A 26,255-nucleotide genomic window follows, 5' to 3' on the forward strand; every position below is an offset into this window, starting at 1 on the left:
GAGCAAAACTACTAAAATTAACCGTTTGGCAAAACCGGATTACACCACCGGCAAGTCTATACCACCTTCTTACGAATTTGTTTCGCGTAAGTACGGCTCACAGGAAAGGTCTTGGAGTTATCCATTTTCACAATGAGGCCACCGTTGAAATGTTTCTCAATTTCCTTGAGATAGTTCAGGTTGATAATGGTAGATCTGTGAATCCGGATAAAAATTTCGGGGTCGAGCTTTTCTTCCAGTTTTCCAATTCCACTGGAACTCAGGAACTGATCGCCTTTGGTTGAAAGAACCGTGTAGTCACCTGATGCCTCGAGATACATAATATCCTTTACTTCCAGGTTCAGCAGCTTCTCGGATTTCTGTACGAAAAGGTGCGAGGAATAGCGATTGCCACCCTTGTCTCCATTTTGAATACTGCGAAGCAAATCCTCCACATTCTGTGATTTTTCTGAAGTAATCCGATCCATGGCACGCTGAACAGCTGTCTTAAAACGCTCTTCATTCAGCGGCTTAAGTACGTAGTCAACAGCATTTTTATCAAATGCCTGAAGTGCGTACTGATCATAGGCCGTGGTGAAAATGACATAGGGGTGATGATCTATCGCTTCGAGTACCCCGAATCCATCCATTCCCGGCATTTGCACATCCAGAAATATCAGATCCGGTTCAAGTAAATTGATTTTCTCAACCGCTTCACTTCCCTTGCTGCACTGGGCCACTACTTCAATATCCGAGTAAGGCTGAATATATTCCATCAACAGATCCCGGGCCAAGCTTTCATCATCTATGATAATACAGGTAATTTTCATTTCATCTTTAATTAATTGTTTCCTTTTCCATTATCACCAACTTATCGTTCCTTCTTTCAATCCATTTGTTTGGAATGGTGAAAGATACAGAGTAACCATCCTCCCGCGCCTGGATGTTCAATCCGGCCGCCGGACCATATATACTTTTAAGGCGCCGATCGGTATTCTTAATGCCTACGCCTGTTGAGTTCCCATCGAGTACCTTTTTAGCATTTTTCCCTAATCCGTCGTCTGATACCCTAAATATTACACCATCTCCCACGGGTTTGACCACCAGCCATATTGTTCCGCCATCATCCTTGGGAGCAATTCCATATTTAACGGAATTTTCAACCAGGGGCTGAAGTATCATCGGCGGAATATCCATGTTGAGACAGGAGGAAGACACATCCTTGACGTAACGTAATCTTTCGCCAAATCGTACTTCCTGAATACGGATATAATTTTCAATAAATTCAAGTTCACTGCTAAGTTTCACAAGCTGACCATCATGTGATTCAAGCGCATACCTGAAAATATCAGATAGCTGACCAATCACACTCCTGGCTTTTTCCTTGTTCGTTCCCACGAGGGTACTGATCGAATTCAGGGTATTAAACAGAAAGTGCGGGTTAATCTGCGACTTCAGCAGGGAAATCTGCATTTCCTTATTCTTTATTTCAAGACCCGATTTTTCCTTTTCCTCAGATTGAAGGCTGGTAAAATACCGAATGATATAAAAAACCGCCACAGTGATCAAATACTGGTCATAATACCGCATTGCGTCCCAGCTGAGCAGATCGGTCATATACTCCTTCCAGTCATCAAAATAAACACGGCCGTCAAGGTAATCATTGAAATAATACGACAGATAACTGATGAAAAGGAAGTAAACAAGTAAGCCTCCGACGTGTCCGACAATTTGAATGGGTAGTCGGAATCGGGTAAGGAATTGTGCGTAGAAAAATATCAGGGCGATGGAGATACATACTGCTTCAAGCAGGTAAAATCCATTTTCCAACGCGATGGTATTATACGGCCGTTCGATCTGCCATTCTATAACCGCGCTGAGCGCATAATTTAATGCATACCAGGAGCATATCAGCAGATATGCCGTTTTCCAAATCTTCGGTATGCGTTCAATGGCAGTCAATGCGATAATTTATTCACTAAATTACATATAATATGTATAAGTGGCGTTTAAGAAACGTCGGGAAGCGTTAAAAAGGGTACGGTAGTTGCACTGTTTTTTAATTAATCTGTGATGAAATATTACATTTATTATTTCATGTGCGGAAACATGGGCATTTACATTGATTTCATCACCGGGGTTAATGATCTTTGATAGAAATACTAAGTTGTCAGGCGTTTTGGTTTTTCGATTTTTTACATTTTCCGTGATTTGGATGATTCTCGGAGCAGGCACACTACTTGCCCAAAGGTCATTCACGGTATCAGGGACACTCATCGACAGTGACTCAAAGGAGCCGTTGGTTTTTGCGACAATCGGAGTAAAAAATGAAAGTATCAGTACGGTGACCAATTCCCTTGGAAAGTTTGATTTTCATATTCCGGCAGAATACAAGGATAACCTGATGGTCATTAGTATGATGGGGTATGAAAACCGGGAAGTCCCCATCCGCGACCTCATCAATAAAGACACCATTCTCTTTCAGCTGAACAAGGCAACCAAGGTACTGGAAGAAGTCGTTATAAAGGATTCTTTAACCGGTGCAGACATCACGCAGATTGCCGTGAACCGGATCGAAGACAATTTCCCGATGGAACCTTTTCTTTTGGAAGGGTTCTACAGGGATCTCAAAAAACTGGGTGGTACATATTTTTCCCTGTTGGAAGCCGCCGTTAAGATCTATGACGAGGATTACGGATATCCTAAAAACAAAGACAGGCTGCGCGAGCGTGTAGGACTCACAGAAGTTCGCAAAAGCCTTGGATACGATAATAAATGGGTTCGGTATTTCGAACAAAACAACCTCCTGGAAAGCCTGCTCCTTGAAAATGATGTGCGCTATCACGACTTTCCGGATATAGACCCGGAGAAGGTAAACCCGTTTTACCAGGATTTTAAAAGGATAAAGATCACCTATTACAACGAACATCGGGTCTATGTCGTGGAACGGAACACTCCCAACCGGTTTACACGGATGTACATCGATACGGAAACGTACGCCATCATACGGATTGAACAGGAAGAATTATTTCCGAATACGCTTATCAAAAAACGCAAGCGAATGGTAAGCAAACAGATATCTGAAAAAAAGATCATTGATTTCAAGGAATACCGGGGCAAGATGTACCTCAATTATATGACGATGGAATCAAAGATCAACTGGTACAACGAAAAAACCGAAAGCCTGAAATTTGAAACGGAAGTTCTTCAGGAGCTGCTGGTAAACCAGGTGTATGCCAATACCGTTGAGCGGATCGATAATACAGAAAAAATGCGACGTTACGGACTCCAATACCAGGAAACGCGCTACAACAAAGAATTCTGGGCTAATTACAATGTGATCAAGGATACGCCGCTGAACGAGGAGATCGTTTCAGACCTCGAAAAACAGGGTGTACTGGAGTTCCAGTTTGAAGACCGCTAATCCTTTCTTACTCAAATTCACAACCTGATCATCAAACACTGATCGTACTATTTTGCCATTCGTCGACAGAAGTTGCAGATGAGCAGATGTAGTATTTGATTTTTCCACCTGAAGAATTACCTTCAACAACATAAAGCCAACTATAGACACGAAATAACCCCAAGGCCTAGGCTGCTTTGGGGTTATTTTTTTAAACTAATTTGAGGGCTTCCTGTAGCAGATCCTCCCGGTTTATCGGCACCACACCGGAGTGTTCACATACCAACCCACCCGCAAGATTCGATAAAGCAGCTACAATTGATGGCGATTGGCGAAGGGCAGTTGCCAGCGCGGCAATGCTGATGACAGTATCCCCTGCACCGGAAACATCTGAAATCTCGCGCATATGAGCGGGTAGGTGATTCTGTTCCTGTCCGCTGTCGATATAAATTCCCTGCTCCGAGAGCGTGACCATCACCTGGTCACAAACCAGCAACTCGCGTAATGCGCGAACTGATTCCCTGATCGCCTGCTGATCTGTTTTTTCAAATACCAGATTAAGTCCTTCCTTCAACTCTTTCAGATTAGGCTTAAAGAGCGTGACTCCACGGTAATTCAGAAAATTGCGTTTTTTCGGATCAACCACTACCGGAATATTGTTCTGTGAAGCTTTTTCAACCACATAGGAAATCAAATCCTGTGTGATGACCCCTTTATCGTAATCCTCAAAAATAACGACATCTGCCGATGGCAGGAATTGATCAATGCGCTGTTTGAGCTGAGTGAGTTCCTGTTCGTTTATGGGAGTATCTGTTTCCTGATCGACACGAACAACATGCTGATGACCACTGATCACACGGGTCTTGATGGTTGTTGGGCGATGGTCTGACCGAACGAGTCCTGAAGCGTCGAGGTTATTGATCTGCATACGTTCCAGAATATGGCCCGAGGCATCATCATTTCCAATGACAGCACAGAGCATGCAAGAAGCTCCCATGGCCTGAACATTCAATGCCACATTGGCCGCGCCGCCAAGCCGGTAATCTCTTTTATGGACTCGTACGACCGGCACAGGTGCCTCGGGTGATATTCGGTCTATGGATCCCCAGATGTAGGCATCAACCATTACATCCCCAATAACGAGTGCATTGAGGGAAGCCATATTATCGATTATCGCCTTGTAATCGGCCATTAGCTCAGTCTTGCCAATGTCTCTGAAATTCGTTTGATGGCTTCACGAAGGTCGTCTTCAGAAGCCGCGTAGGACAGGCGCACACAATTGGGATCACCGAAGGCATCACCTGATACCAGCGAAACATGCGCTTTCTGAAGGATGTACAGGCAGAAATCATCCGAATCCTGAATGGTAGTTTCTCCGTCTGACTTCCCAAAGTAATCACTGACGTCCGGAAAGAAATAAAACGCACCCTGCGGTTTATTGATCCTGATTCCCGGAACTTCGGAGAGCAGTTTTGCTACCAGGTCACGTCTTTTCAGGTAGGCATCTGCCATTTCAAAACTAGGCGCAAGATCTCCGGTAATCGCTGTAAGCGCAGCACGCTGTGCAATGGAGCAATTGGCTGATGTGATCTGACCCTGCATTTTGTTACAGCCCTTGGCAAGCCAGAGTGGAGCGGCAATATATCCGACTCTCCAGCCGGTCATGGCAAAACCTTTGGCAAAACCGTTCACGGTTACCGTTTTTTCAAACATTCCGGGAAGGGACGCAAAGCTTACATTCTCTCCTGTATAATTGATGAGTTCATAAATTTCATCTGCTATAACGACAATATTATCATGGCGGCGTATGACATCTGCCATGGCCTCAAGCTCCTTCCGGGAGAATACCGAACCTGTCGGATTACAGGGAGAGGAATAGATTATCGCTTTGGTGCGAGGTGAAATAGCAGCTTCAAGCTGGGCGGCGGTTGCCTTAAAATCATTCTCAATACTTCCTTTAATGAAGACCGGGACTCCTTCCGCCAGCTCGATAAGTGCGGTATAACTCACCCAGTACGGTGAATAAACAATCACCTCATCGCCAGGATTCAAAAGAGCGAACATAACGTTGGCGATTGACTGCTTTGCACCGTTGGAAACAACAATATTTTCTGCCTGGCAGGGAATGTGATTTTCTTTATTCAGTTTTTTTGCAATAGCCTCGCGCAGATCGGTATAACCGGGAACAGGCGGATAACTAAAGTATTTTTGGCTGTCGATCGCCTGCTTTGCCCCTTCCTGGATGTGTTTGGGTGTCTTAAAATCAGGTTCACCAAGACTCAGGCTGATCACATCAACCCCTTTTGCTTTTAGTTCGCGCGCTTTCGCAGCCATCGCCAGCGTCGCAGATTCCTTTAAGTTCGTAATCCGGTCAGATAAATTCATATGAAGTGTTGTCAAACGGGGTCAAAATTAGAAATTAAATCAGGTACATCCAATCAGTCCTGCGGATATAATGTCCGTCCCTGGATGCTCCTGCCAAGTGTGATCTCATCGGTATATTCCAATTCACCTCCGATTGGAATTCCGCGTGCAATCGTACTGATTTTCAGGTCAAAGTCCTTAAGTTTTTTGGTGAGGTAGAATGAGGTGGTATCGCCTTCCATGGTAGGACTAAGGGCAAAGATAACTTCTCTGATCTCACCATTGCTTTCAGTGATACGGTTGAGCAGCTGATCGATGTGCAGGTCAGCCGGACCCACCCCGTCAATCGGAGATATCACACCCCCCAGGATATGATACAGTCCGAGGTATTGTGAAGTATTTTCAATGGCCATAACATCGCGGGTATCTTCCACGACACAAAGTACAGAGCGGTCACGACGAGGTGAAAGACATATCCGACAGGTTTCCTCATCAGAGATATTCATGCATTGGGTGCAATAACGAATTTCTGTACGAAGTTTATGAATGGCTTCCGATAAGGTAATAGATTGTTGCTCCGGCTGTTTGAGTAAATGAAGTGCCAGCCTCAAGGCTGTCTTTTTACCGATACCGGGTAATTTGGAGATTTCTTCTACTGCTTCCTGAATGAGTTTGGATGAATATTCCATGCGCTGATTCCCGCTACACTACGCGTGCATCAATTCCCGCCTCACAAATGGCCTGCTGCATTGGACGCAAATCTTCCCATGCTCCTTTTTTAACGCAGCACTTCCCTTTGTAATGAATCAAAAGGGTACATTGTTCCGCCTGTTCAGAGGTATGTTTGCAAACTTTGATGAGCGTCTTTATCACGTGTTCAAAAGTGTTGACATCATCATTAAAAACCACCAGGTCCCTCAGGCCGGTTACGGCAATATCATCCAACACTTCGTTCTTATGTCTTACTTCTGTCATGTCGCCGAAATTTATTTGTCAAAGGTAAAAAAAAATCACAAATTAGCCTCAATTTATGAGCGCAACGACTGTTATTCTAATTATAGGCGCGTACTTTTTACTTTTGATCGGTATTTCATTTTTAACCGCCAGCAAAGCCGATTCCAGTACGTTTTTCACCGGAAACCGCCAGTCTCCATGGTACCTGGTAGCCTTTGGCATGATCGGAGCATCCCTCTCCGGGGTGACCTTTATATCAGTACCCGGATGGGTGGGTACCTCACAGTTTTCATACCTCCAGGTAGTCCTCGGCTATCTCGTGGGCTATTTTGTAATTGCCACCGTGCTGATGCCATTGTATTACAGGCTTAACCTTGTATCTATTTACGGATACCTGGAACAACGGTTTGGTTTTTGGTCTTATAAAACCGGTGCTTTCTATTTCCTGCTTTCCAGAACCATCGGCGCTGCCTTCCGGCTTTTTCTTGTAGCAGGGGTGCTGCAGCTTGCAATTTTCGATGCATGGAATGTTCCATTCCATATCACTGTTTTCATAACGATCCTTTTAATTTGGCTCTATACGTTCCGCGGGGGAATTCGCACGATCGTATGGACAGACACGCTGCAAACGCTTTTCATGCTTATGGCTGTTGTATTTGCCATATATCTGATTGGTGACGAGCTGGACATGACCACTGGTATGATGGTGGAAGCAGTTCGTGAAAGTGAGTATTCAAAAATCTTCTTCTGGGAGTGGGAAGGGCCCAAAAACTTCTTCAAGCAATTCATATCAGGAGCATTCATCGCCATCGTAATGACGGGGCTGGATCAGGATATGATGCAAAAGAACCTTACCTGCCGGAATCTGCAGGATGCCCAGAAAAATATGTTCTGGTTTTCCATTACGCTTGTTTTCGTGAACCTGCTTTTCCTGATGTTGGGAGCATTGCTTTACATCTATGCCGGCACGAAAGGAATTGCCATTCCTGAGCGTACCGATGACCTGTTCCCTATGCTCGCACTTGATTATTTTCCGGTAGTGGCAGGAATAACCTTCCTCCTGGGTATTACCGCAGCAGCCTATTCGAGTGCAGATTCGGCGCTTACTGCCCTTACAACTTCCTTTTGTGTTGATTTTCTCGGCTTCAAGCGCGAAGAAACACTGGAGCTACGTGTCTCGCAACGCAGAAAGCGATTTATGGTTCATATCGGGTTTTCGCTCCTGCTGTTTTTACTAATCGTTCTGTTCAGGGAAGTGCTTGACGGGGCGGTCATTCAAAAAGTATTTGAGGCGGCGGGATATACCTACGGTCCGCTTCTGGGTTTGTATGCATTTGGCCTTTTCACAAAAAAACAGGTTCGGGATCCGCTGGTACCCGTGATCTGTCTGATTTCCCCTGTGCTCTCCTACCTGCTGAATATCAATTCAGAAAAATTGCTGTTTGGCTATAAGTTTGGGTTTGAAATCCTACTGGTGAACGGGCTGTTCACTTTCATTGGAATGGTTCTGCTTATAAAAAGTGGCCGCCCCCATGATAATGAGGACGGCCTGGCTGTACAACATAAAACCAACTAAAAAACACAGCCATATCTGAACTAACCAACTTTGTTTCTGCAGAGGTTAGGTTCAATGGCCGTGCCAATGATGAAAAATCAATCAGAATAGTGTTTTAAGTAGGAATTGTGTAAGGTTTTGTCCCAATTTGGTACTATTATTCCCAATTTGGGACATTCAAAGGAGTTCCTTGGCCGGATCCCAGAACAGAGTATCAAAATTGACCACCTGATTTTCAAACACCTCAATTCCCTCTGCAAGCAGCAACTCCTCCATCCTTTGGGGGGTTTCAAAATGATTTCTGCCGGTGAGTAATCCCAGGCGGTTAACCACCCTGTGTGCAGGAATTTCGGGCATTGTGTGGCTTGCGTTCATTGCCCAGCCCACCATCCTGGCACTTCCACGCGTACCGAGGTAGCTGGCAATCGCTCCATAACTTGTGACTCTTCCGGGCGGAATGAGCTTCACAACTTCGTAGACATCTGCAAAAAAGGATTCGGTTTTCACGTGAATGCCTGTAATATGTTGTCAATTATAGCGTTCAGCTTACATCTGTCCGTTAAAACTACAGATAAAAGAAATAACCCCGGTATTTATGTGGGGGTTATATTACCTTTGTTTCAGGTGAAATTTTTTGTGCTATGTTTAAAAATCAGAAAGAAGAGAAGGTGTCTCCGGAAGTATTAAACTCCAACAACACCATAGGGAAAGGAACCACTTTTACAGGTAACATCGAAACCTACGGTAACATACGTATCGAGGGTAAAATTGTCGGTGATCTTCACTCAAAATCAAAAATTGTTATTGGACCATCCGCTGAGATCCAGGGGAATGTTACGGGACAGTTTGTGGAAGTAGAAGGTAACGTTCGCGGTACGCTCAAAGCAACCGAACAAATTACCCTGAAGGGAACCTGTAAAATTCTTGGTGACATCGAAACCAGTAAGCTCGTTGTGGAGTCCGGTGCCGAGTTCAACGGTAAGTGTAAAATGGGAAAGGTTGCCAGCATGGTAGCATCTTCCCCGGAGAAAACCGAACATAAACCGAGTCTCGCTTCAAACGGATAATTCGTACGTTACTGGATTTGTCTGTCAATAGAAATGGATGAACGGTTTTAAAATCGTTCAGGATATTTCTATTTTTGCGAGAGTTTTTTGGCAATCAAGTAACCGACACCTTGAAGTATTTTTTAGCGACCCTGTTTATTTTGGGAATTTTTCGTTTGTCAATTGCACAGGAAAATCCCAATCCCGTATTTGTATTTCCCGAACGGCCCGACTGGAACCTGATTTACGAAGGTGATACCCTCGCATTTCAGCTATCTGTAACGGATACGCTCAACCGTGCCTACAGGATAGGCTATTTAACAGACGAACAAATCGATATTCAGCTGGACTCCACCGGAAATTTTCTCTGGAGTCCTTCTTTTGATCTGGTAGACAGGCTGAATCCCTACAAGAATTTCAGTATTATTCTTGAAGCACTTTTCGAGGATGGCGAAAAACTTCGTCGTGAAATCAATTTCAGTGTCTTTCATGTGAACCGGCCTCCACTTGTAGAGGAGCTACCCGTATTTTATGTACGCCAGGGCATGAATAATGACGTTGCACTCAACCAGATGAATCAGATCCTGGACCCCGACGGTGATCCCATAGTTTTCAAACCGGTGCTTTCTGAAATGCCTGAAGGCGCGAGCCTGAGCGAGATTGGTGTCTTTTCATGGAAACCTTCGCGCAATCAGTTCAGGGACATGAGGGATGAACCACTGAAGGTTCCATTTATTGTACAGGATCAGCCATTCAAATCAGAAGCTACCGGTGTGCTGTACATTTCGCCAACCCAAATGGACCTTCCCCCGGAAATTGTAATGGTTCCGAATGATTCGGTCATTACGGTGAAAGAAGATGAATTCATGAATCTTAATTTTTACCTCACCGATCCCAACGGCGATGATGACATCCGGGAAGTTGATTTTGTCGCTAATGATCCGCGCATCGAAAAACATCTCTTTCAGCGCAATACCGCTACGCAATGGGAATTTAAATGGATGCCCGGCTATGATTTCGTAGAACTTGAAAACGGTACCAGGGAGGTGGAATTTACATTCTTTGTCCTGGACGAAAGTAATCGGCGAACCGAGCGCAGACTTTTGGTAAAAGTTGAGGATACTGAAAACCTGGATGAAAAAGACCAGCGGCTGTTCCAGAAATATAAGGCCATGCTCATTGAAACCATGAACCTGATTGCACACCTGGATGAAACGCAGAATACCCTGAACAAGGAATTGCGTAAGGCAAAGAAAGGAACGAAAAACAGGGCGATCATGAATGCCTCACTGGGTGCATTAACGGGCGTTGGTCCGGTCTTCCTGGAAGATCCCAGCAAGGATTATGTGACAGGAATTGGCGGTACCGCGGTACTTACGATGGGTACCCTGGAAGCAACCGATGTAATCGGGCGCTCAAAGGAAGATATTCTTTCGAAAATGAAGCTGAGCATTGACCTGCGCAATCAACTCCAAACGGAAGGGGATCAGTTCGCCCGAAAATATGCACTTAAATCGCGACGCCGGGATTCGGAGTTTTTCACGGATATTGATAAGCTTAAAAAGCAACTGAACAATAAACAGCTGATTTTACTAGAGCTCGATGCGGCGTGGGAAAATCCCAAAAAACCATCCGACGCCAATATTCGCAAAGCATTTCCGGATTATAATAACGAGGGATTCGAGTAATCAGCCATTCCCGTTTATCACTTCTCTCCACGCATTGTGTGTTGCACATTCCATAAATAAACACGTAATTGGTTAATTGAACCAATTACATCTCTAACTCCATGATTACATTTTCAACGATTGACATGTTGATTTTTGGTGGTTATATCGCCATCATTATATTCATGGGAATTTGGGTTTCCCGTGAGAAAAAAGGGCATGTAAAAGACTCGGCAGACTATTTTCTCGCGTCCAAGTCACTTCCATGGTGGGCAATCGGCGCATCGCTGATCGCCTCAAATATTTCAGCCGAACAATTTGTAGGAATGCAGGGTTCGGGTTTTGCCATGGGCCTGGCTATCTCGACCTATGAATGGATGGCAGCGGCTACGCTGATTGTGGTTGGAATTTTCTTCCTTCCTGTTTTCCTGGAAAAACAGATTTATACGATGCCTCAGTTCCTGGAAAAACGATTTGATGCGCGCGTACGCACAAGTCTTGCAGTTTTCTGGCTGTTGCTCTACATTTTTGTCAACCTCTCATCGGTACTTTACCTTGGCGCACTCAACCTGGAAACCATACTTGGCATACCATTCTCTGCAGGAATGATCGGACTGGCCGTTTTTGCCTTGCTTTATTCACTTTACGGCGGTCTTAAAGCAGTGGCGTGGACGGATGTTATTCAGGTTGTCTTCCTGGTGATCGGCGGATTAATGACCACATACCTGGCCGTCGAGCTGGTCGGAAGCGGCAATTTCTGGAGTGGCCTGGGTGATCTCCGTAAGGAAGCAGTTAACCATTTTACCATGATATTTGACAAGGGAGAGTACATGATCCCTGATGGGAAAGGTGGATTTGATGATGCCTACACCAATCTACCCGGTCTGGGCGTTTTATTAGGCGGGATGTGGATCGCAAATATCGGATACTGGGGATTCAACCAGTATATCACACAACGTGCACTCGCAGCAAAAAACATTAATGAGGCCCGGAATGGCCTTCTTTTCGCAGGATTCCTGAAGATTCTTATGCCTATGATCGTGGTAATCCCCGGGATCGCTATGTTCGTGCTGGTCACCCGCGAAGGAGGATCAGGAGAATTCACCGCGGCAATGACCGACGGAACGACTAACCTGGTTAAATCCGATAAGGCCTACCCTGTCCTTCTGAATATTCTTCCCGCAGGTATCAAGGGACTTTCGTTTGCTGCCCTTACAGCAGCAATTGTTTCTTCCCTGGCATCGATGATCAATAGTACGTCGACCATCTTTACGATGGATATCTATCGTAACTACATGAACAAAACAGCCAGTGAAACGAATCTTGTGACTACCGGACGTATTGTTGGTGTGATCGCGTTAATACTGGGGATGATCATTGCACCCCAACTGAGCAGCTTCGACCAGGTCTTTCAATTCATTCAGGACTTTTCAGGTTATGTGACACCTGCCGTTGTGGCCATTTTCCTGATGGGTATCTTCTGGAAACGAACCACCGCGAATGCAGCACTCGCTGTTGCAGTCGTGGCGATACCCTTATCATGGGCTTTCGGAAATATCGAGGGACTGCCCTTCCTGGACCGGATGGGAATCGTATTCACCATCCTTCTTTTCCTGATGATGGGCGTATCTGTACTCGACAAGAATTATGACGCGTCAAAGGCCGTTCAAATTAACCGGGAATGGTTACGCTGGGGAATGATCGTACTGATCATCTGTACAGTTACCGTGCCCATTTACCACGGAATGGACCTGATCATTGAAAGTTCGATGATACAGGGAATTGTAACCCTGGTAATCGTCGGAGCGCTTGTGCTTTCCCTGATCCGTTTCAAGAATTTCGGCGGCGAGGACATCGTTCAATACGAAAAAATGGACGACAAGTGGTTCAAGATGAGCGGAACCTTTGTGGTCGGCTCGATACTGCTTGCTGGAATTATTGCTGCACTTTATGCAGTATTCTGGTAGGAATTAGCCTAGAAACCATAGAAGGCAGCCCCCAACAGGGCTGCTTTTTCATTTAATACCACTGTAACCGGAACCCTCCTTAGAAGTTTTTCCATTCTACCGCTGTTCTGAAGAAAATGAAGGAAACGATCCAGGTCGAGCTGATCCATGATATCAGGCACAATTCCACCACCGATGTATAAACCTCCGGTGGCATTGTATTTCAGTATAAGGTTGCCCGACTCTTCGGCCAGATATCTCAGGAATAAATCGATGGTGGCTTCACAGATCCTGCACTGGCCTTCGGCAGCATATTTACTGATCAGCGGACCTGCACTGCCGCGAGAAAGCGCCTCGCGAATAGGATCCGGGATCGTCATTTTCTTCTCTTCCGCATAAAACTTAAAAATGGTTTCAATACCGGGGCCGGAAACAAGCCTTTCCCAGCTCACATGATCCAGGTTGCGCTGCAGAAATTTTAAAATTTCGATATCGAGTTCCGTTTGTGGGGCAAAGTCACAGTGGCCGCCTTCGGTGGCAAACGGATGAAGATATTTTTTATCCCAATACATACCCGCTTCGCCAAGGCCGGTCCCGGGAGAAATCATGGCCACATTGCCTTCAGGTTCAGGATCTCCTTCATGAATGCAAACAAAATCTTCCGGCTTGAGAACTCCCAACCCGTATGCGTTCGCTTCCAGATCGTTAATGAGATAAACCTCTGCTATGCCCGTTTTTTTCTGTATTTCCAGTGCATTAATTCCCCAGGGAAGATTCGTAGCCTGAACCGACTGTTTGTAAACAGGACCTGCAATAGCCAGGGAAATTGCATCATAGGAAATTCCGGCACGTTCCGAAAAATCATCGATGATCTCCGTAGGTGAGTTGAACGACGATGATGGATACGTATGCGAAATCAGTTCTTCGAATTCCAGATCGGTATGCCGGAAAAGCGCCATATTCGTCTTTGTGCCTCCAATGTCTGCAGCAAGCACAATTTTTTCCGGATTCTTAAAGGAATTCTGTCTGGGATAGGCAATCGATAGTCGGGTATGCATAAAAAAGGACTTTCCGGAAGGTACGAAAAGTCCAAAAATATATCCAGTATTTAGGCACTCCCGGGAGTACCTATTGTTTAGTCCAGCTCGCCGATAAACGGAATTTCCTCTGCGATACTTACGCTGATCGCATTGTTCAGGTAATTTTCTATCTGATAGAATTGTGCAGCTTGCTTAACACCTACTTTTTTCTGAATCTTTTTCACATTGGAATTCAGAAGTTTTACATAATCGGAATTCATTTTGGTTACACCCGACAACAGCGTAGCCATTTCAGCCTCAGGCATGTTCATATAATCCTTTACATATGACTCCAGCAAATTCATCCGGGTTTGTCCGAGTACTTTCCGTTGTGTCTCATATGCCTCATAGATTTCCCAAAAGGCATTCTTTGCCTCGTCATTCGGGAATTCAACAAATTGGCTGAGGATCTCCTTTTTTTCCATGCCATACAATTGCTGAATTAACTTTACTTCTTCAGATTGTTGTGCCAGGACGGGCGTCACGAAAGCAAAAAGCAGGACGGTAATAACAATTTTCATAATAGACTTGATTTAAGAGGTTTGATTTATGCCCTAAGGTACAAAGAACAGCACAACGAATAATCAACACGGAGATCAATAATTTATCATATTATAATTTGTCGCAAGATTTTCATTAATCTTATATCATGAATTTACCTGTTGCAAGGATTTTTTTGACATTGGTTATCGCAGCCTTCGCGCACGTGGCAAATGCACAGCAGGAAACTGCAAAAGATTCTGTTGCACTGTGGGTACGAACTATGAACGGCAACGAATACGTCGGATATCTGGAAATCAGAAATTCGTCTGAGATTCAGCTACGAACTGCTGACCTTGGGATTGTGACGATTCCGTTCGACCAGATCAGGAAAATTCGCGAGGTAGATCCAAAAAACGTCAACAGGCCTTTCCCCGATTTCTATTCCGCGTTCAAGTCCAAGTACTTTACCATTCAATCTGCAAGGATGCTCAATAAGGGTGACGGCTATTATCAGAACGGAATCCTTTTGTATAACCAGGCGGCATTCGGAATTACAGACCACTGGTCCGTAAGTGTTTCCACGTTCATACCCTTTGCCCTGTGGTTCTCGACAAAAGCCGGTTTCAGCATTTCTGAAGGAGTGCATATCGCTGGGAATGTTTCTCTTGGAACACAATTTGAAGAGGGCACCGGAGGAACCGGGAGTGTCGGACTTTTTTCCGGAATCATCACAGTTGGGAAGAATCGTTTTCAGGCAACTTTCGGAGCCGGGGTGTTACTGGAAGACGGGGCCTTCCAGAACCGTGCGGCATTACAATTCGGAGCAATGTATCAAACCGGGCGCCGCGGATACGTAATTTTTGAAGGGAATATCCTGGACTCCGATGAATTTTTTGATCGCACTTATCTCATGGGAGGCCGTACCCGTATTCGCAGAATAGCCATTGATTACGGTGTTGGTTTTATCGACGATAATAGTGATTTCTTGTTTTTGTACCCCTATGTAGGTATAATTCTGCCATTCTGATCAGTTATTCCCGCTTGCAGAATATTTTCCAAAATGGGTAAATAACAGAGCCATTTTCACTCACCCATTCCCCTATCCAGTTAAAGCTGTTTTCTCCGATCTCATAGAAAGTCAGCCTGCTGTCGCCTGCCTGGCCCTGTGGAGAAGGCTGCGGCCTGTGTAGTACAATATCCCCGTTTTCCTGTTTATTCCCAGTCCAGTGCGGATAGGGAGGCAGTGAAGCTGATGAATAATAGGTAACAAACCATTTGGCTGAATCTGAATTATATTTGCGAATGCTGCCGGCATAACGGTTGTTTTCAGAAAAGACCTCATCCTGCACAGCCGATCCGTTCATTATATATTTGAATGTCCATATCATTTTGAGTGAATCCTGCCAGGTACCATCAGGATTGCGAACGACGGAAATACAGGTGTTTACGCCAAGCATCGGAGCAAAATCAGCTGTCTGAATGGGGGCATCAGGATGAATCATACCGTAGGGGTGATCACCACCAGGCTCAAATGAACGATCCTGGGCGTTCATAAATAACGGAGCAAGCAGGAAAATTATCAGAATGTTTCTCATGACATAATATAATCATTCTACTTTTTTCCCGTTGTTTACGGGATCAGATCAACAGGCAGTGTGGCAGTCTTCCTTAATTCCCGTAAATAACTTTTCCCGTCTGTGTAACATATCTGAAATTTAATCGTCGAAATAAAAAATGCAGTCCATTATTCACGTTTTCCTCCATGCCTTTCGTGATGCAAGGTCAAATCTTTTACATACGATTCTTTCCGTACTGGGAATTGTGATCGGAGTCGCCGCCCTGGTTGGAATACTGTCACTCATCGACGGTATGGAAATGTTTGCCAGGGAGCAAATTGAAAAGACCACTAGTCTCAACAGCATTCAGATCAATTCAAAGACTACTGAACGTATCAATGGCGTATTAATTCGCAAGCAGGAGGTGCCTGTGCTGGAGTATGCGAATCTTTCAGGTCTTAATTCGGCCCTTAAAAATCCCCATCAGACCTACCTTCGGTACCAGGAATCCGGTTGGCTGCATGGTTTCGACTCTGCATTTACGCTGGGGGTTTTACTTAGCGGCATCAATGAAGAACCACATGAGCAGTTCACAATTAACGAAGGAACGGGCTTTTCCCAGGAAATGATGACCAGCATGTCAAAAAGTGCGGTGATCAATCAGTTTGTGGCCGACCGGATTGATTCACTCACCAGTGGAAAGTTTGCATTGGGGATGCCTGTTGTTTATCATTCAGACACCTTCCGTATAATCGGTATTTCAGAAACCGTGGCTCCGCGTCCTGAAATATTTGTGCCTATCACCGTCATACCATTGGAGAAACTGGCTGAGCGGCCCCCTACATGCCTGGTCAATGCCTCAACAGTTGAAGATGTGCCAGCATTGCGTGCAGCAGTTGAAGAGTGGCTTCATCAGCAATTCCCGAATACCCCCGACGGCTTCCGGGTTTCAACCAATGAATTCAGGGTTAAACAGGCCAACCAGTCATTTCTTATTTTCCGGATTGTCATGGGACTGATCGTCGGGCTGTCGGTAATTGTCGGAGGTATAGGCGTCATGAACGTTCTACTTATCTCAGTGACAGAGCGAACGCGGGAAATAGGTGTTAAAAAAGCCATGGGAGCAAAGCGCAGGGATATCATTTTTCAGTTCCTTGCAGAATCACTCACCGTGAGTGCCATTGGAAGCATTTTGGGAGTTATTCTCGGGGTTCTGTTCACTGCCGCTGCGATTCCTGTCATCCGCAAGGTAACAGAAATGCCCTTCCAGACCGTTTACACCTGGAATACATTCCTGATTATCGCCGTTGTTTCAATCCTGATCGGGATTATCTTCGGTACATACCCCGCGATCAAAGCCTCGCGCCTGGATCCTGTGGACGCCATACGGCATGAATAAGTAATCCTTGAAAATAAAAAACTAACTTTCATTTGACCAAAGTTAGTCAGGCTCGTATCATCTATACAATGGCTGAAATATCGGATTCAATACTTGTCGAAAAAGCGCTGAGCGGCGACGTACTGGCTTTCCGGTATCTCGTCGAACGAACGCAACAGATGGTCTACCAGGTTTCCTTTCGGTTTTTGCGTGATCAGCATGATGCAGAAGATGCTGTTCAGGAAGTTTATTCAAGGCTTTGGAAAAACCTGCGTAAATATGACGACCGTATCAAACTAACCACCTGGCTTTACCGGATCACAGTAAACCATTGCCTGGATATACTGAAATCAGCGAGGGCAAAAACCAGGACGGAAGACATATCTGAGTCGCTTGCCGACCATTTTCCTGAGCCTCACCAGGTACTGGAGCGGCGGGAGTTGCTGGATCAGCTACATGCAGCGGCAGCAAGGTTAACTCCCAGGCAGCAGGCGGCATTCATTCTCAGAGACCTCGAGGGGTTATCAGTAAGTGAAGCATGCTCAGCACTGGACATGAATGAAGGTCAGCTGAAAAGCAACCTCTATTATGCCCGGAAAAACCTGCAGCGTATGATTAAAATTGAAATGCTACGACCATGAAATGTGAAAATGCCGAACAACTGATCTTTCAATATGCCGAGTTATCGGAAAGTGAAAGAAATGCGCTGAAAGCACACCTGGAAGGGTGTTCAAAGTGTTCAGTATCCTTTACGGTCAATCGCATGTTTACCGAACATCTTCAGGTCCTTTCAACAGAAAAGATCATGCCGCTTGATCAAAACAGGCTGACTGAAAAGATCATGGTTAACCTGAAGAAATCTGAAATGGCCGGCGAACAATCCGGCGGTAGTGGATTATCTTTTATCTTTTTTCGTCGGCTTATGTCGGCCCTTTCGGTGAGTCTGATCCTGTTGTTTGTGATAGAGACAGGTGCACTCACTGCTTCCTCGGAAGCCGGGGGAAATACCCCGAACAAGGATGCCCTCCTGAGTGAACAGGGTCTTTCCAGGTTAAAGAATCGAAAGAAAAAAAATACAGTGTCGCTGTATGCAATGATCAGGGACAATGGAATTCAAAATAAAAAAAACAACATCTATGAAAATCAATAGGCTTTTAATTCCGGCAATCATCGCGTTATTCATCCTGAGTGGATGTGATCATCGTGCTGAATTAATTTCAGTGGTCCATGAAGACGGGTCAATAGATAAATCCATTATTCTCACTGAAGTTGATTCCTCCCATATCAATGAAAATTATTTCGGTATCTCCCCGAAAACAGGCTGGGCTGTTGAAGTGAAAAGGGTCGAAAGCCTGGATGATGATGAGAACGAGGAACCTTTGCAGGATCTTAGGGATTCGGTTCAAACGGAGAAAAAGACCGACATGCAGATCATCTTCACCAAAAGCTTTCCATCGGTCGAATCGATGAATGCCGAACTGAATCAACCCGTAGATACACTCTTTCAGGTCGAAGCAAAATTTGAAAAGAGATTCCGATGGTTCTATACATACCTGGATTACTCGGAAACCTACAGGGCGGCAGATCGCTTCCGGGTTGTTAAGCAGGCCGATTTTTTCACAAAGGAGGAATATGAATTCATTCAGCGCCTTCCCGCACGGGGAAAAAAAGTGAGTGCGGCCGACAGCCTGTATGCTGAGGCGCTGAACAAAAAGATATTCGACGAATATAGCATGGAAGGGATTATTGAGGAGCATTTTCAATTCATGCGTGAAAGCATTGTTAAGTACAATTTGGGTGATGATGCTGTGAAAAAATTGGAAGACAGCCGCCCAGGAATTGTTGAGATTTTAACTGAATCAGATGATGAACAGGGTGATGATTTGGTTCCTACAGATGATGATCTGTATTTGTTAGAATTAGTTGACAGCCTGGTGGTCCCATTGCCACGGCCCCAGATGGATGCGGATTATATAAAATTCAATGATGAATTTGAAAAGCGGCTTAACTTCATGAGCTGGGTAAGTGATGGCACTTTCACACAGCGCATTGAAATGCCCTGGGAGCTGGTTGAAAACAATGCCGACAGCGTCGACGGAAACAGGCTCACATGGGAACCACCATTGATGAGGTTCCTGTTAACCGACTATACCATGCAGGCTACTTCACGGAAAATGAATCTTTGGGCTGTGATTGTATCCGGACTGATTGTAATCCTCACGCTGATATTGTATGTTCGATCGGGAAAAAAGACTAATGGGTGAGCATCAAAACGCTTTTTCTTGACCTGGATTATACCATTTTTGAAACACGAACTATCGGGTATCATCACTTCGCAGACTTGTTTAATGTCCTGGACAGTGTTAATGACCGGTTTTCACCGGAAAAACTTGAATTGGTCAAGGATGAGCTTTGGAAATACACTTTTCATGAGGTTGCTGAACGGTATGGGTTCAGCAACCAAATGATTCATGCCTATTTCAGCCGGATGCGGGAAATGAATTTTTCTTTTGATATCAGCCCCTATCCGGATTACCGGGAGTTACAGAATATTAGTTTACCGAAGTACCTGATCACGAGCGGAAGTGAACCGATTCAGCAGGCCAAAATCCGGGCGCTCGGAATTGAATCTGATTTCATTCAAATCTGTTATGACGACCGTATGCAGGGAAGTCCAGGCAAGGCGGGGATCTTCACTCAGCTAATTCACCAGGATGATCTTGACCCGGAAGGAATTCTCGTCATCGGCGATAACCCCGAATCGGAAATCAAGGCGGCGAAAAATCTCGGGCTGCATTATGTGCTGATTGACCGAAAAGGTAGCGTGGATTTCAAGCCGAAGATTCAGTCTTTCGCTGAATTAGCATCATTTACTTATTAAAGTTGATGATTGCTCGGACAATGCCTTTATTTTAGGTGACAAAACCCGTGTAGTTTGAAAATCGTCCTCATATCCATTGGCACCAGAGGTGATGTTGAACCTTTCCTTGCCATAGCAGAACGGCTGAAAGATCAGGGGCATACCATTTTTTGTGCATTTCCGGCCCAGTATGAAAAGCTGGCAATTGAGATAGGCGTCGGATTTTACCCATTGAAAAAGGAATTTCTGGAAATGCTTGACAGTCCGAATGGACGCATTGCCTTAGGTGGCGGCAGCTCCCTGGCAGACCGGTTTCGGGCGATGTACAAATTATATAAAATGAACCGGGTTGTTTCCTTTGAGATGCTAAAGCAGCAACATGACCTTCTGGAAACGGAGCGACCCGATCTCGTTCTTCACAGTCTGAAGGCCATGTACCCCATTAGCTGGCATATTCAAAATCCTGGCAAAGCCGTCACGGTGAGCCCAATCCCCTGCGTCGTACACCCTCTTGATACGATGTCGGCCATATTTCTGATGGGTAAGAATTTTGGGAGTCGAATCAACAGGTGGTCCTATCGTTTCTCACGTATGCTTTCGATGCGGTTCACAAAAAATCAGCTCCGTAAAATCGGAATCAGTAACATATCCACCCGTGACCTGATCGAATCACTGGTTTCCGAAAAATTCATTTATACGATCTCCCCTTCCCTTTTTCCTCACCATTCCGGCTGGCGGGATACTGTCAAGGTTTTCGGCTACCAGGAGCGAAACAAAATGAGGTATTGGGAATCGCCTCCGGAACTGGATAAGTTTCTTGAGCTGAATCCCTCACCCCTTTTTCTTACTTTCGGAAGCATGAGTAATCCTGATCCGGAGGGAAAAACGAATATGATCCTACAAATTCTGAGAACCCACGGTATACCTGCCATCATCAATACTGCAGGAGGCGGACTGATTCCCTTGGAAAATTATGATCGCTCACTGATTCATTTTGTAGAGGAAATCCCATATGACTGGATCTTCCCGAAAGTAAGGGCTGTTGTTCATCATGGCGGGGCAGGAACAACACACCTCGCCCTCAAATACGGAAAACCGTCCATGATCATTCCTCACATTCCCGACCAGCATTTATGGAATCGGATTATGAGCCAGCTTTCACTGGGCCCGTTCGGTCCGTCGATTCGGAAACTTAATTCGACAAACTTTGAAAAGGGATTGCTGGACCTGCTGTCGAATAAGCATTATTTGATTAATTCAGAACATACCGGAAGACAAATCAAAAAAGAAGATTACAGCGGAGAAATGCTGAAATTCCTGTTAGAACCGGTTAATTAATTCATATACGGGAAATTAAAACATCAATAATATGGGTTTGTTATTATCATACGATGTGTATTTTAGTATGATCTGAAACCAAACCACTTGTGATGAATACAGACAAAAGAACCACTTATCTATCTGCAATGAAATTTGGTGTTTTCCTGTTCCTATTTGCCATAACCGGCGTTTTACAGGCTCAAACCAAATTGATTGAAAAGGTCACCAAAACCGGTGACGAAATTGTAATTCCCTATGAAAAATATGAACTGGAAAATGGTCTGACCCTCATTATTCATGAGGACCATTCAGACCCACTGGTGCACGTTGATGTCACCTATCACGTCGGATCGGCGCGCGAGGAGCTCTACAAATCAGGGTTCGCTCACTTTTTTGAGCACATGATGTTCCAGGGATCTGAAAACGTGGCCGACGAAGAGCATTTTAAAATAGTTACCGAATCAGGTGGAACACTGAATGGTACAACCAACCGGGACAGAACCAATTATTTTGAAACAGTCCCTGCAAATTATCTTGAAACCGCCCTGTGGCTGGAAGCGGATCGCATGGGATACTTCCTTGATGCGGTAACGCAAAAGAAATTTGAAGTCCAGCGTGCTACCGTGAAGAATGAAAAAGGTCAGAATTATGATAACCGACCGTACGGCCGTTTCCAGGAGCTGAATGCCGCAGCGCTTTACCCGCTTGGCCACCCGTATTCATGGCTTACTATTGGCAAATTGGAAGACCTGGATCGTGTGGATGTAGACGATCTGAAACGTTTTTTCCTGCGCTGGTACGGTCCTAATAATGCAACATTGACAGTTGGCGGTGATGTCGACCCGGCAAACGTAGTAAAGCAGGTTGAAAAATATTTCGGGAATATTCCGAGAGGTCCGGAAGTTGAGCCGCTTAAACTTGACCCGGTAAAGGTTGATGAGAACCGATATGTGAGTTACGTCGATACGAATATCCGGTTCCCCGCAGTAATCTTTACGTGGCCAACGGTTCCTCAAAACCATCCGGATGAAGCTGCGCTGGATGCACTGGCGGAAATTCTCGGACAGGGAAGAAGCTCATACTTGTATAAGAAATTTGTGCTGACTCAAAAGGCAATTCAGGCAGCAGCACAACATCCTACCAGTGAGCTTGCCGGAGAATTTTTCATGTTTGTACTTCCATTCCCCGGCCAGACCCTGGCAGATTTTGAGCAGGAAGTACGCAAGACAATGAACGAATTTGAGGAAGCCGGTGTAAGTGATGCCGACCTTCAGAAATTCATTGCTGGCAGAGAGTCTTCCACAATCAATCGTCTGGCAAGCGTGAGTGGAAAGGTCTCGCAACTGGCGAGTTATGAAACCTTCCAGGGAAATCCTAACCAGATACAGGAAGACCTGAAAAGGTACCAGGAGGTGACGAAAGAGGATATCATGCGGGTTTACCGCAAATATGTGAAGGATCAACCCGGAGTAATTGTAAGTGTGATTCCGGAAAATGGAACTCCCGCTCAGCCTGACAATTACACGATACCTACTGAAGGCGATAACCCCTTCCCCACGACGGATTATTCCGGACTGACCTACAAACGTGCGGCCAAGGATGATTTCGACAGAAGTAAACAACCCACTCCGGGTCCGAGTCCGCTGGTGCCGGTTCCTGATTTCTGGAAAACCACCATGTCCAATGGCATCAAAGTAATCGGAACGAATACCAATGAGATCCCAACGGTCGCCTTGCAATTATCCATCAATGGCGGTCATAAAATGGACCAGTTTGAACCTACTAAATCCGGACTGGCGCTGATGACGGCCTCGATGCTGAACGAGTCTACGGAAAAATACACGTCAGAAGAAATCCAGGAAGAGTTAAGAAAGCTGGGCAGCAGTATCAATGTATTTGCCAATGATGATCGGACTATCCTTTCGATCAATACGCTGAAAAAGAACCTGGATGCAACGCTTGATTTAGCCAATGAAATCCTGTTTCATCCCAGATTTGATCAGGCTGATTTCGACAGGTTGAAAAAACAGCAGCTTGAAGGAATCCAGGCGAACTACAAGGATCCTTCAGCAATCGCGAACCTGGTATTTCAGCGGCTGCTGTATGGTGATGAGCATATTTACTCCATCCCGTCGGGCGGAATTGAAGAAACGGTAAATAATATCAGCCTCGATGATGTTAAATCATTCTACAGCAAATATTATGCGCCAGAGATATCAGAATTGGTTGTTGTTGGGGATATTTCAGAAAAAGAGATCCTCGGCAAACTTGATTTTCTACAGTCATGGAAAAAGAAAGGGGTTGTTGTTCCCGAGCTTCCTGAACCGAAGCCGGGCGAAAATACAAGGCTTTTCCTGATGGATAAAAAAGGAGCACCGCAATCAGAAATTCGTATCGGATATCTGACCGATCTTACTTATGACGTGACTGGTGATTACTTCAAAAGCTACCTGATGAACTACCCGCTGGGGGGTGCATTCAACAGCCGGATCAACCTGAATTTACGGGAAGATAAGGGCTGGACGTATGGCGCTCGTTCATATTTCGATGTAGGGGATGAGCCCGGGCCATATGTTGCCAGTGCAGGCGTGAAGGCTTCTGCTACCGACAGCGCTGTCTACGAATTCATGAAGGAGATCGGTGACTACCGGGAAAATGGCATGACCGATGAAGAACTCGAATTTATGCGCAACTCTGTGGGTCAGCGTGATGCAAGAAGTTATGAGACCCCCGGGCAAAAAGCAAACTTTCTCTACAGGGTAGCTCACTACGACCTTGATCGGACGTTCGTTGATGAACAAACCAAGATCATCCGGACGATATCGAAGGAAGAGCTGAATGCGCTGGCAAAAAAATATTTGCAGGACGATCAGATGTATATCCTCGTTGTAGGAGACGGCGCTTCTAACCGCCAGGGATTGCAACGTCTTGGCTACGAGATCGTACCTATTGATGAAAAGGGAGAAGTCTTATCAGACACCTCCATCGATACCAAAAAATAACAGATTCAAGACCCGGCTTAACAGCCGGGTTTTTTATTCCTCCTCAAAAAATTCAGTCTTTCCGCGAAAACTTAGTTTGATAATCAGGTTCAATTCCCGTTCTGTAAAATCCAGCTTTTCAGCCACCATTTTGCAAAGGTTGTACTCATCGCGCGTGAATTCACCATCGGCAATCGCAAGCGACAGCATTTGGATAAGCTGGGTCTCCCGATCTTCATAACTTTCAGGGATATAGTATTTATATTCCTCGGCATTGGAGATCATTGATTTCAATTCCGTCTCGGATACACCTGCTTTCTCTGCGGAGTCCAGCAGGACATCCATTTCCGATTTATCCACCTTGCCATCTGAACACGCAAGCGCAACCAGGTTTTTGAGGTATGCCTTGTTCATCCGCTTATTCAGTGCCTGCGAAAGCCCCTGATACGGAAGCTTATCAGCCATGAGTTTACAGAGTTCATACTCACTCTGACTGAATTCACCGTCGGAATTCGCCAGGTTGATCATATTGATCAGGTGACGTTCTCTTTCTTCGAGTGAGTTGGGGAATTTCAGAACAAGTTCTTCGGCATTTTCAAGCCAATGATCCAGTTCTTCCGGTGATATACCAATCTCCTCTGCCAGTTCGTGTAATAAATCCAGTTCCTCGGGATCAATGACACCATCCACAAAGGCAAGAACCACGAGATTCTGAATATGTTGTGTGTTCGTCGAATTCATAACCGTTTTGTTTTATGTTGAGTCCAGTTAAGGCCAATGAATATGCCAATTGTGAAATTATGCCATTTTCAGGCTCCAGAGGCACTTTTCGGAATCAGACATTTCCCAATTTGGGACAAATCATCCCGATTAGGAAAAACAATATGGCGTTTATTACGATGAAAAACCTATCGGAAACCCCCGAAAAGATACACCGAAGATGTTTAGTTAAATTTTAATGTAAGATGGCTGATAATCTGAGGTTTACAGGATCTCCTTAACACGGCCTACGGTTCCGTCATCGAGCATCACCTTGATACCGTGCGGATGATAACCAGACTTTGTAAGAATCCTTTTTACAACCCCTTCTGTGAGTTCGCCGCTTCGCTGATGATGCTTCTGAACGATGCACACCAACATGCCCGGTGAGATTTGCTGACGATTTGTACCCTGCGACATAATTTAATTATTCTCAGGCCGCTTCTTCTTGCCTGCTGAGCGGTTTATAAATGTTTGTCCGTGAATATGTGATGCAATCAAACGTATCCGTCGCTCTGAGATCTTCAGGGCTTCCTGTACCATCACATGGATATCCCCGGCTGGAAAATCACTCATATCCCGAACGGTAAGATGCCGGATCAACTGTCCGCTTCCACTCAGGCGAACGGTAGCATTAGTGAGTTCAGTACCCCTGTTAAATCCGAAATTAACGTAATCGGGATAGACGGCAATATGACAAAAAGCATCACTCAGCTTATCAGACAGGGAGAATGCCATGGATACAGCATTATACGCATCGTACACCAGCTCATTGGCAGCGGGAATCCATTCAATCACCTGTTTTCTGAGATCAAGCGCCAGGTTTTGAATATTCTCATTGTAGGGTTCCAGGAACTCCAGAAGCTCCGGTGCGGGTGTGCGATTATCCATGTTTGAAATTAGTGAAACCAATTCAATTTTTTGG

26 protein-coding genes are annotated in these 26,255 nt (G+C 45.1%); 13 read left to right on the forward strand and 13 right to left on the reverse strand.

Features of this window, described 5'->3' with window-relative positions:
- Positions 1 to 56: 56 nt before the first annotated feature.
- Both LDX50_RS05150 and LDX50_RS05155 read right to left on the reverse strand, forming a co-directional pair.
- Positions 57 to 809 (reverse strand): LytR/AlgR family response regulator transcription factor, encoded by a 753-nt coding sequence (locus tag LDX50_RS05150; RefSeq protein ID WP_225697338.1) that lies wholly within the window; start codon positions 807 to 809, stop codon positions 57 to 59.
- Positions 810 to 816: 7 nt separating this feature from the next.
- Entirely contained in the window at positions 817 to 1,941 is a 1,125-nt protein-coding gene (locus tag LDX50_RS05155) for a sensor histidine kinase (protein WP_225697339.1), read from the reverse strand.
- Positions 1,942 to 2,194: 253 nt separating this feature from the next.
- Here LDX50_RS05155 and LDX50_RS05160 point away from each other — a divergent pair, with 253 nt between their 5' ends.
- Positions 2,195 to 3,403, forward strand: coding sequence for a carboxypeptidase-like regulatory domain-containing protein (locus tag LDX50_RS05160; RefSeq protein ID WP_225697340.1), 1,209 nt, complete (start codon positions 2,195 to 2,197; stop codon positions 3,401 to 3,403).
- A gap of 190 nt (positions 3,404 to 3,593) precedes the next feature.
- On the opposite strand, the gene LDX50_RS05165 is transcribed toward LDX50_RS05160, so the two are convergent.
- The 4 genes from LDX50_RS05165 to LDX50_RS05180 are packed head-to-tail and all read right to left on the reverse strand — an operon-like array spanning position 3,594 to position 6,721.
- Positions 3,594 to 4,574: a bifunctional heptose 7-phosphate kinase/heptose 1-phosphate adenyltransferase gene (locus LDX50_RS05165; protein ID WP_225697341.1), complete on the reverse strand. Its 981-nt coding sequence runs from the start codon at positions 4,572 to 4,574 to the stop codon at positions 3,594 to 3,596.
- Complete coding sequence (locus LDX50_RS05170; protein ID WP_225697342.1) at positions 4,574 to 5,767, reverse strand: pyridoxal phosphate-dependent aminotransferase; 1,194 nt, start codon at positions 5,765 to 5,767, stop codon at positions 4,574 to 4,576. Before LDX50_RS05170 ends, LDX50_RS05165 begins: the two co-directional genes overlap by 1 nt.
- 53 nt (positions 5,768 to 5,820) lie before the next feature.
- On the reverse strand, positions 5,821 to 6,435 hold the full coding sequence (recR, locus tag LDX50_RS05175) for a recombination mediator RecR (protein ID WP_225697343.1): 615 nt from the start codon (positions 6,433 to 6,435) through the stop codon (positions 5,821 to 5,823).
- 13 nt (positions 6,436 to 6,448) lie between these two features.
- A complete protein-coding gene (locus LDX50_RS05180; RefSeq protein ID WP_225697344.1) occupies positions 6,449 to 6,721 on the reverse strand; it encodes an ATP-dependent Clp protease adaptor ClpS in 273 nt (90 codons plus the stop codon).
- Positions 6,722 to 6,776: 55 nt separating this feature from the next.
- On the opposite strand from LDX50_RS05180, the gene LDX50_RS05185 reads away from it, so the two are divergent.
- Entirely contained in the window at positions 6,777 to 8,276 is a 1,500-nt protein-coding gene (locus tag LDX50_RS05185; protein WP_225697345.1) for a sodium:solute symporter, read from the forward strand.
- 156 nt (positions 8,277 to 8,432) lie between these two features.
- Here LDX50_RS05185 and LDX50_RS05190 read toward each other — a convergent pair whose 3' ends face one another.
- Entirely contained in the window at positions 8,433 to 8,768 is a 336-nt protein-coding gene (locus LDX50_RS05190) for an MGMT family protein (protein WP_225697580.1), read from the reverse strand.
- Positions 8,769 to 8,896: 128 nt separating this feature from the next.
- Between LDX50_RS05190 and LDX50_RS05195 the strand changes: the two genes are divergently transcribed.
- From LDX50_RS05195 to LDX50_RS05205, 3 genes are all read left to right on the forward strand, one after another.
- Positions 8,897 to 9,322 carry a bactofilin family protein gene (locus tag LDX50_RS05195; protein ID WP_225697346.1) on the forward strand — a complete coding sequence of 142 codons (426 nt, stop codon included), beginning with the start codon at positions 8,897 to 8,899 and terminating at the stop codon, positions 9,320 to 9,322.
- Positions 9,323 to 9,432: 110 nt separating this feature from the next.
- Positions 9,433 to 10,989: a hypothetical protein gene (locus LDX50_RS05200; RefSeq protein WP_225697347.1), complete on the forward strand. Its 1,557-nt coding sequence runs from the start codon at positions 9,433 to 9,435 to the stop codon at positions 10,987 to 10,989.
- 101 nt (positions 10,990 to 11,090) lie between these two features.
- A complete protein-coding gene (locus LDX50_RS05205; RefSeq protein ID WP_225697348.1) occupies positions 11,091 to 12,935 on the forward strand; it encodes a sodium:solute symporter family transporter in 1,845 nt (614 codons plus the stop codon).
- Between the two features lie 8 nt (positions 12,936 to 12,943).
- Here the strand turns inward: LDX50_RS05205 and glk are convergent, their stop codons facing one another.
- The gene (gene glk, locus LDX50_RS05210) at positions 12,944 to 13,972 is read right to left on the reverse strand and encodes a glucokinase (protein WP_225697349.1); all 1,029 of its coding nucleotides are present in this window, start codon (positions 13,970 to 13,972) and stop codon (positions 12,944 to 12,946) included.
- Positions 13,973 to 14,049: 77 nt separating this feature from the next.
- Positions 14,050 to 14,514 carry a hypothetical protein gene (locus LDX50_RS05215; RefSeq protein ID WP_225697350.1) on the reverse strand — a complete coding sequence of 155 codons (465 nt, stop codon included), beginning with the start codon at positions 14,512 to 14,514 and terminating at the stop codon, positions 14,050 to 14,052.
- Positions 14,515 to 14,642: 128 nt separating this feature from the next.
- On the opposite strand from LDX50_RS05215, the gene LDX50_RS05220 reads away from it, so the two are divergent.
- Positions 14,643 to 15,503, forward strand: coding sequence for a hypothetical protein (locus tag LDX50_RS05220; RefSeq protein ID WP_225697351.1), 861 nt, complete (start codon positions 14,643 to 14,645; stop codon positions 15,501 to 15,503).
- A 4-nt stretch (positions 15,504 to 15,507) separates the two neighbouring features.
- On the opposite strand, the gene LDX50_RS05225 is transcribed toward LDX50_RS05220, so the two are convergent.
- On the reverse strand, positions 15,508 to 16,071 hold the full coding sequence (locus LDX50_RS05225) for a hypothetical protein (RefSeq protein ID WP_225697352.1): 564 nt from the start codon (positions 16,069 to 16,071) through the stop codon (positions 15,508 to 15,510).
- Between the two features lie 139 nt (positions 16,072 to 16,210).
- Here LDX50_RS05225 and LDX50_RS05230 point away from each other — a divergent pair, with 139 nt between their 5' ends.
- The 7 genes from LDX50_RS05230 to LDX50_RS05260 all read left to right on the forward strand — a co-directional run bounded on the left by LDX50_RS05230 (position 16,211) and on the right by LDX50_RS05260 (position 24,592).
- On the forward strand, positions 16,211 to 17,431 hold the full coding sequence (locus LDX50_RS05230; protein ID WP_225697353.1) for an ABC transporter permease: 1,221 nt from the start codon (positions 16,211 to 16,213) through the stop codon (positions 17,429 to 17,431).
- 68 nt (positions 17,432 to 17,499) lie between these two features.
- Positions 17,500 to 18,051, forward strand: a complete 552-nt coding sequence (locus LDX50_RS05235) for an RNA polymerase sigma factor (RefSeq protein ID WP_225697354.1) — start codon at positions 17,500 to 17,502, stop codon at positions 18,049 to 18,051.
- The gene (locus tag LDX50_RS05240) at positions 18,048 to 18,560 is read left to right on the forward strand and encodes a zf-HC2 domain-containing protein (protein WP_225697355.1); all 513 of its coding nucleotides are present in this window, start codon (positions 18,048 to 18,050) and stop codon (positions 18,558 to 18,560) included. The genes LDX50_RS05235 and LDX50_RS05240 overlap by 4 nt, the downstream gene beginning before the upstream one ends.
- A complete protein-coding gene (locus LDX50_RS05245; RefSeq protein ID WP_225697356.1) occupies positions 18,547 to 19,674 on the forward strand; it encodes a hypothetical protein in 1,128 nt (375 codons plus the stop codon). Before LDX50_RS05240 ends, LDX50_RS05245 begins: the two co-directional genes overlap by 14 nt.
- Positions 19,671 to 20,291 carry an HAD family hydrolase gene (locus LDX50_RS05250; protein ID WP_225697357.1) on the forward strand — a complete coding sequence of 207 codons (621 nt, stop codon included), beginning with the start codon at positions 19,671 to 19,673 and terminating at the stop codon, positions 20,289 to 20,291. The genes LDX50_RS05245 and LDX50_RS05250 overlap by 4 nt, the downstream gene beginning before the upstream one ends.
- A gap of 54 nt (positions 20,292 to 20,345) precedes the next feature.
- Entirely contained in the window at positions 20,346 to 21,608 is a 1,263-nt protein-coding gene (locus tag LDX50_RS05255) for a glycosyltransferase (RefSeq protein WP_225697358.1), read from the forward strand.
- 92 nt (positions 21,609 to 21,700) lie between these two features.
- A complete protein-coding gene (locus LDX50_RS05260) occupies positions 21,701 to 24,592 on the forward strand; it encodes a M16 family metallopeptidase (protein WP_225697359.1) in 2,892 nt (963 codons plus the stop codon).
- Positions 24,593 to 24,625: 33 nt separating this feature from the next.
- Here LDX50_RS05260 and LDX50_RS05265 read toward each other — a convergent pair whose 3' ends face one another.
- The 3 genes from LDX50_RS05265 to LDX50_RS05275 all read right to left on the reverse strand — a co-directional run bounded on the left by LDX50_RS05265 (position 24,626) and on the right by LDX50_RS05275 (position 26,221).
- Entirely contained in the window at positions 24,626 to 25,312 is a 687-nt protein-coding gene (locus tag LDX50_RS05265) for a tellurite resistance TerB family protein (protein ID WP_225697360.1), read from the reverse strand.
- 243 nt (positions 25,313 to 25,555) lie between these two features.
- Positions 25,556 to 25,750 (reverse strand): YwbE family protein, encoded by a 195-nt coding sequence (locus LDX50_RS05270; protein ID WP_225697361.1) that lies wholly within the window; start codon positions 25,748 to 25,750, stop codon positions 25,556 to 25,558.
- A 3-nt stretch (positions 25,751 to 25,753) separates the two neighbouring features.
- Positions 25,754 to 26,221, reverse strand: a complete 468-nt coding sequence (locus LDX50_RS05275; RefSeq protein ID WP_225697362.1) for a hypothetical protein — start codon at positions 26,219 to 26,221, stop codon at positions 25,754 to 25,756.
- Positions 26,222 to 26,255 lie beyond the last annotated feature (34 nt).

This window comes from Fulvivirga sedimenti (assembly GCF_020328055.1).

Excerpts from the sequence above, each read along its gene's own strand:
- LDX50_RS05150 (WP_225697338.1), bottom strand. The coding sequence starts at position 809 with ATGAAAATTACCTGTATTATCATAGATGATGAAAGCTTGGCCCGGGAT.
- LDX50_RS05160 (WP_225697340.1), top strand. The coding sequence starts at position 2,195 with ATGATTCTCGGAGCAGGCACACTACTTGCCCAAAGGTCATTCACGGTA.
- LDX50_RS05165 (WP_225697341.1), bottom strand. The coding sequence starts at position 4,574 with ATGGCCGATTACAAGGCGATAATCGATAATATGGCTTCCCTCAATGCA.
- LDX50_RS05170 (WP_225697342.1), bottom strand. The coding sequence starts at position 5,767 with ATGAATTTATCTGACCGGATTACGAACTTAAAGGAATCTGCGACGCTG.
- recR (WP_225697343.1), bottom strand. The coding sequence starts at position 6,435 with ATGGAATATTCATCCAAACTCATTCAGGAAGCAGTAGAAGAAATCTCC.
- LDX50_RS05180 (WP_225697344.1), bottom strand. The coding sequence starts at position 6,721 with ATGACAGAAGTAAGACATAAGAACGAAGTGTTGGATGATATTGCCGTA.
- LDX50_RS05185 (WP_225697345.1), top strand. The coding sequence starts at position 6,777 with ATGAGCGCAACGACTGTTATTCTAATTATAGGCGCGTACTTTTTACTT.
- LDX50_RS05195 (WP_225697346.1), top strand. The coding sequence starts at position 8,897 with ATGTTTAAAAATCAGAAAGAAGAGAAGGTGTCTCCGGAAGTATTAAAC.
- LDX50_RS05205 (WP_225697348.1), top strand. The coding sequence starts at position 11,091 with ATGATTACATTTTCAACGATTGACATGTTGATTTTTGGTGGTTATATC.
- glk (WP_225697349.1), bottom strand. The coding sequence starts at position 13,972 with ATGCATACCCGACTATCGATTGCCTATCCCAGACAGAATTCCTTTAAG.
- LDX50_RS05215 (WP_225697350.1), bottom strand. The coding sequence starts at position 14,514 with ATGAAAATTGTTATTACCGTCCTGCTTTTTGCTTTCGTGACGCCCGTC.
- LDX50_RS05220 (WP_225697351.1), top strand. The coding sequence starts at position 14,643 with ATGAATTTACCTGTTGCAAGGATTTTTTTGACATTGGTTATCGCAGCC.
- LDX50_RS05225 (WP_225697352.1), bottom strand. The coding sequence starts at position 16,071 with ATGAGAAACATTCTGATAATTTTCCTGCTTGCTCCGTTATTTATGAAC.
- LDX50_RS05230 (WP_225697353.1), top strand. The coding sequence starts at position 16,211 with ATGCAGTCCATTATTCACGTTTTCCTCCATGCCTTTCGTGATGCAAGG.
- LDX50_RS05235 (WP_225697354.1), top strand. The coding sequence starts at position 17,500 with ATGGCTGAAATATCGGATTCAATACTTGTCGAAAAAGCGCTGAGCGGC.
- LDX50_RS05240 (WP_225697355.1), top strand. The coding sequence starts at position 18,048 with ATGAAATGTGAAAATGCCGAACAACTGATCTTTCAATATGCCGAGTTA.
- LDX50_RS05245 (WP_225697356.1), top strand. The coding sequence starts at position 18,547 with ATGAAAATCAATAGGCTTTTAATTCCGGCAATCATCGCGTTATTCATC.
- LDX50_RS05260 (WP_225697359.1), top strand. The coding sequence starts at position 21,701 with ATGAATACAGACAAAAGAACCACTTATCTATCTGCAATGAAATTTGGT.
- LDX50_RS05265 (WP_225697360.1), bottom strand. The coding sequence starts at position 25,312 with ATGAATTCGACGAACACACAACATATTCAGAATCTCGTGGTTCTTGCC.
- LDX50_RS05270 (WP_225697361.1), bottom strand. The coding sequence starts at position 25,750 with ATGTCGCAGGGTACAAATCGTCAGCAAATCTCACCGGGCATGTTGGTG.
- LDX50_RS05275 (WP_225697362.1), bottom strand. The coding sequence starts at position 26,221 with ATGGATAATCGCACACCCGCACCGGAGCTTCTGGAGTTCCTGGAACCC.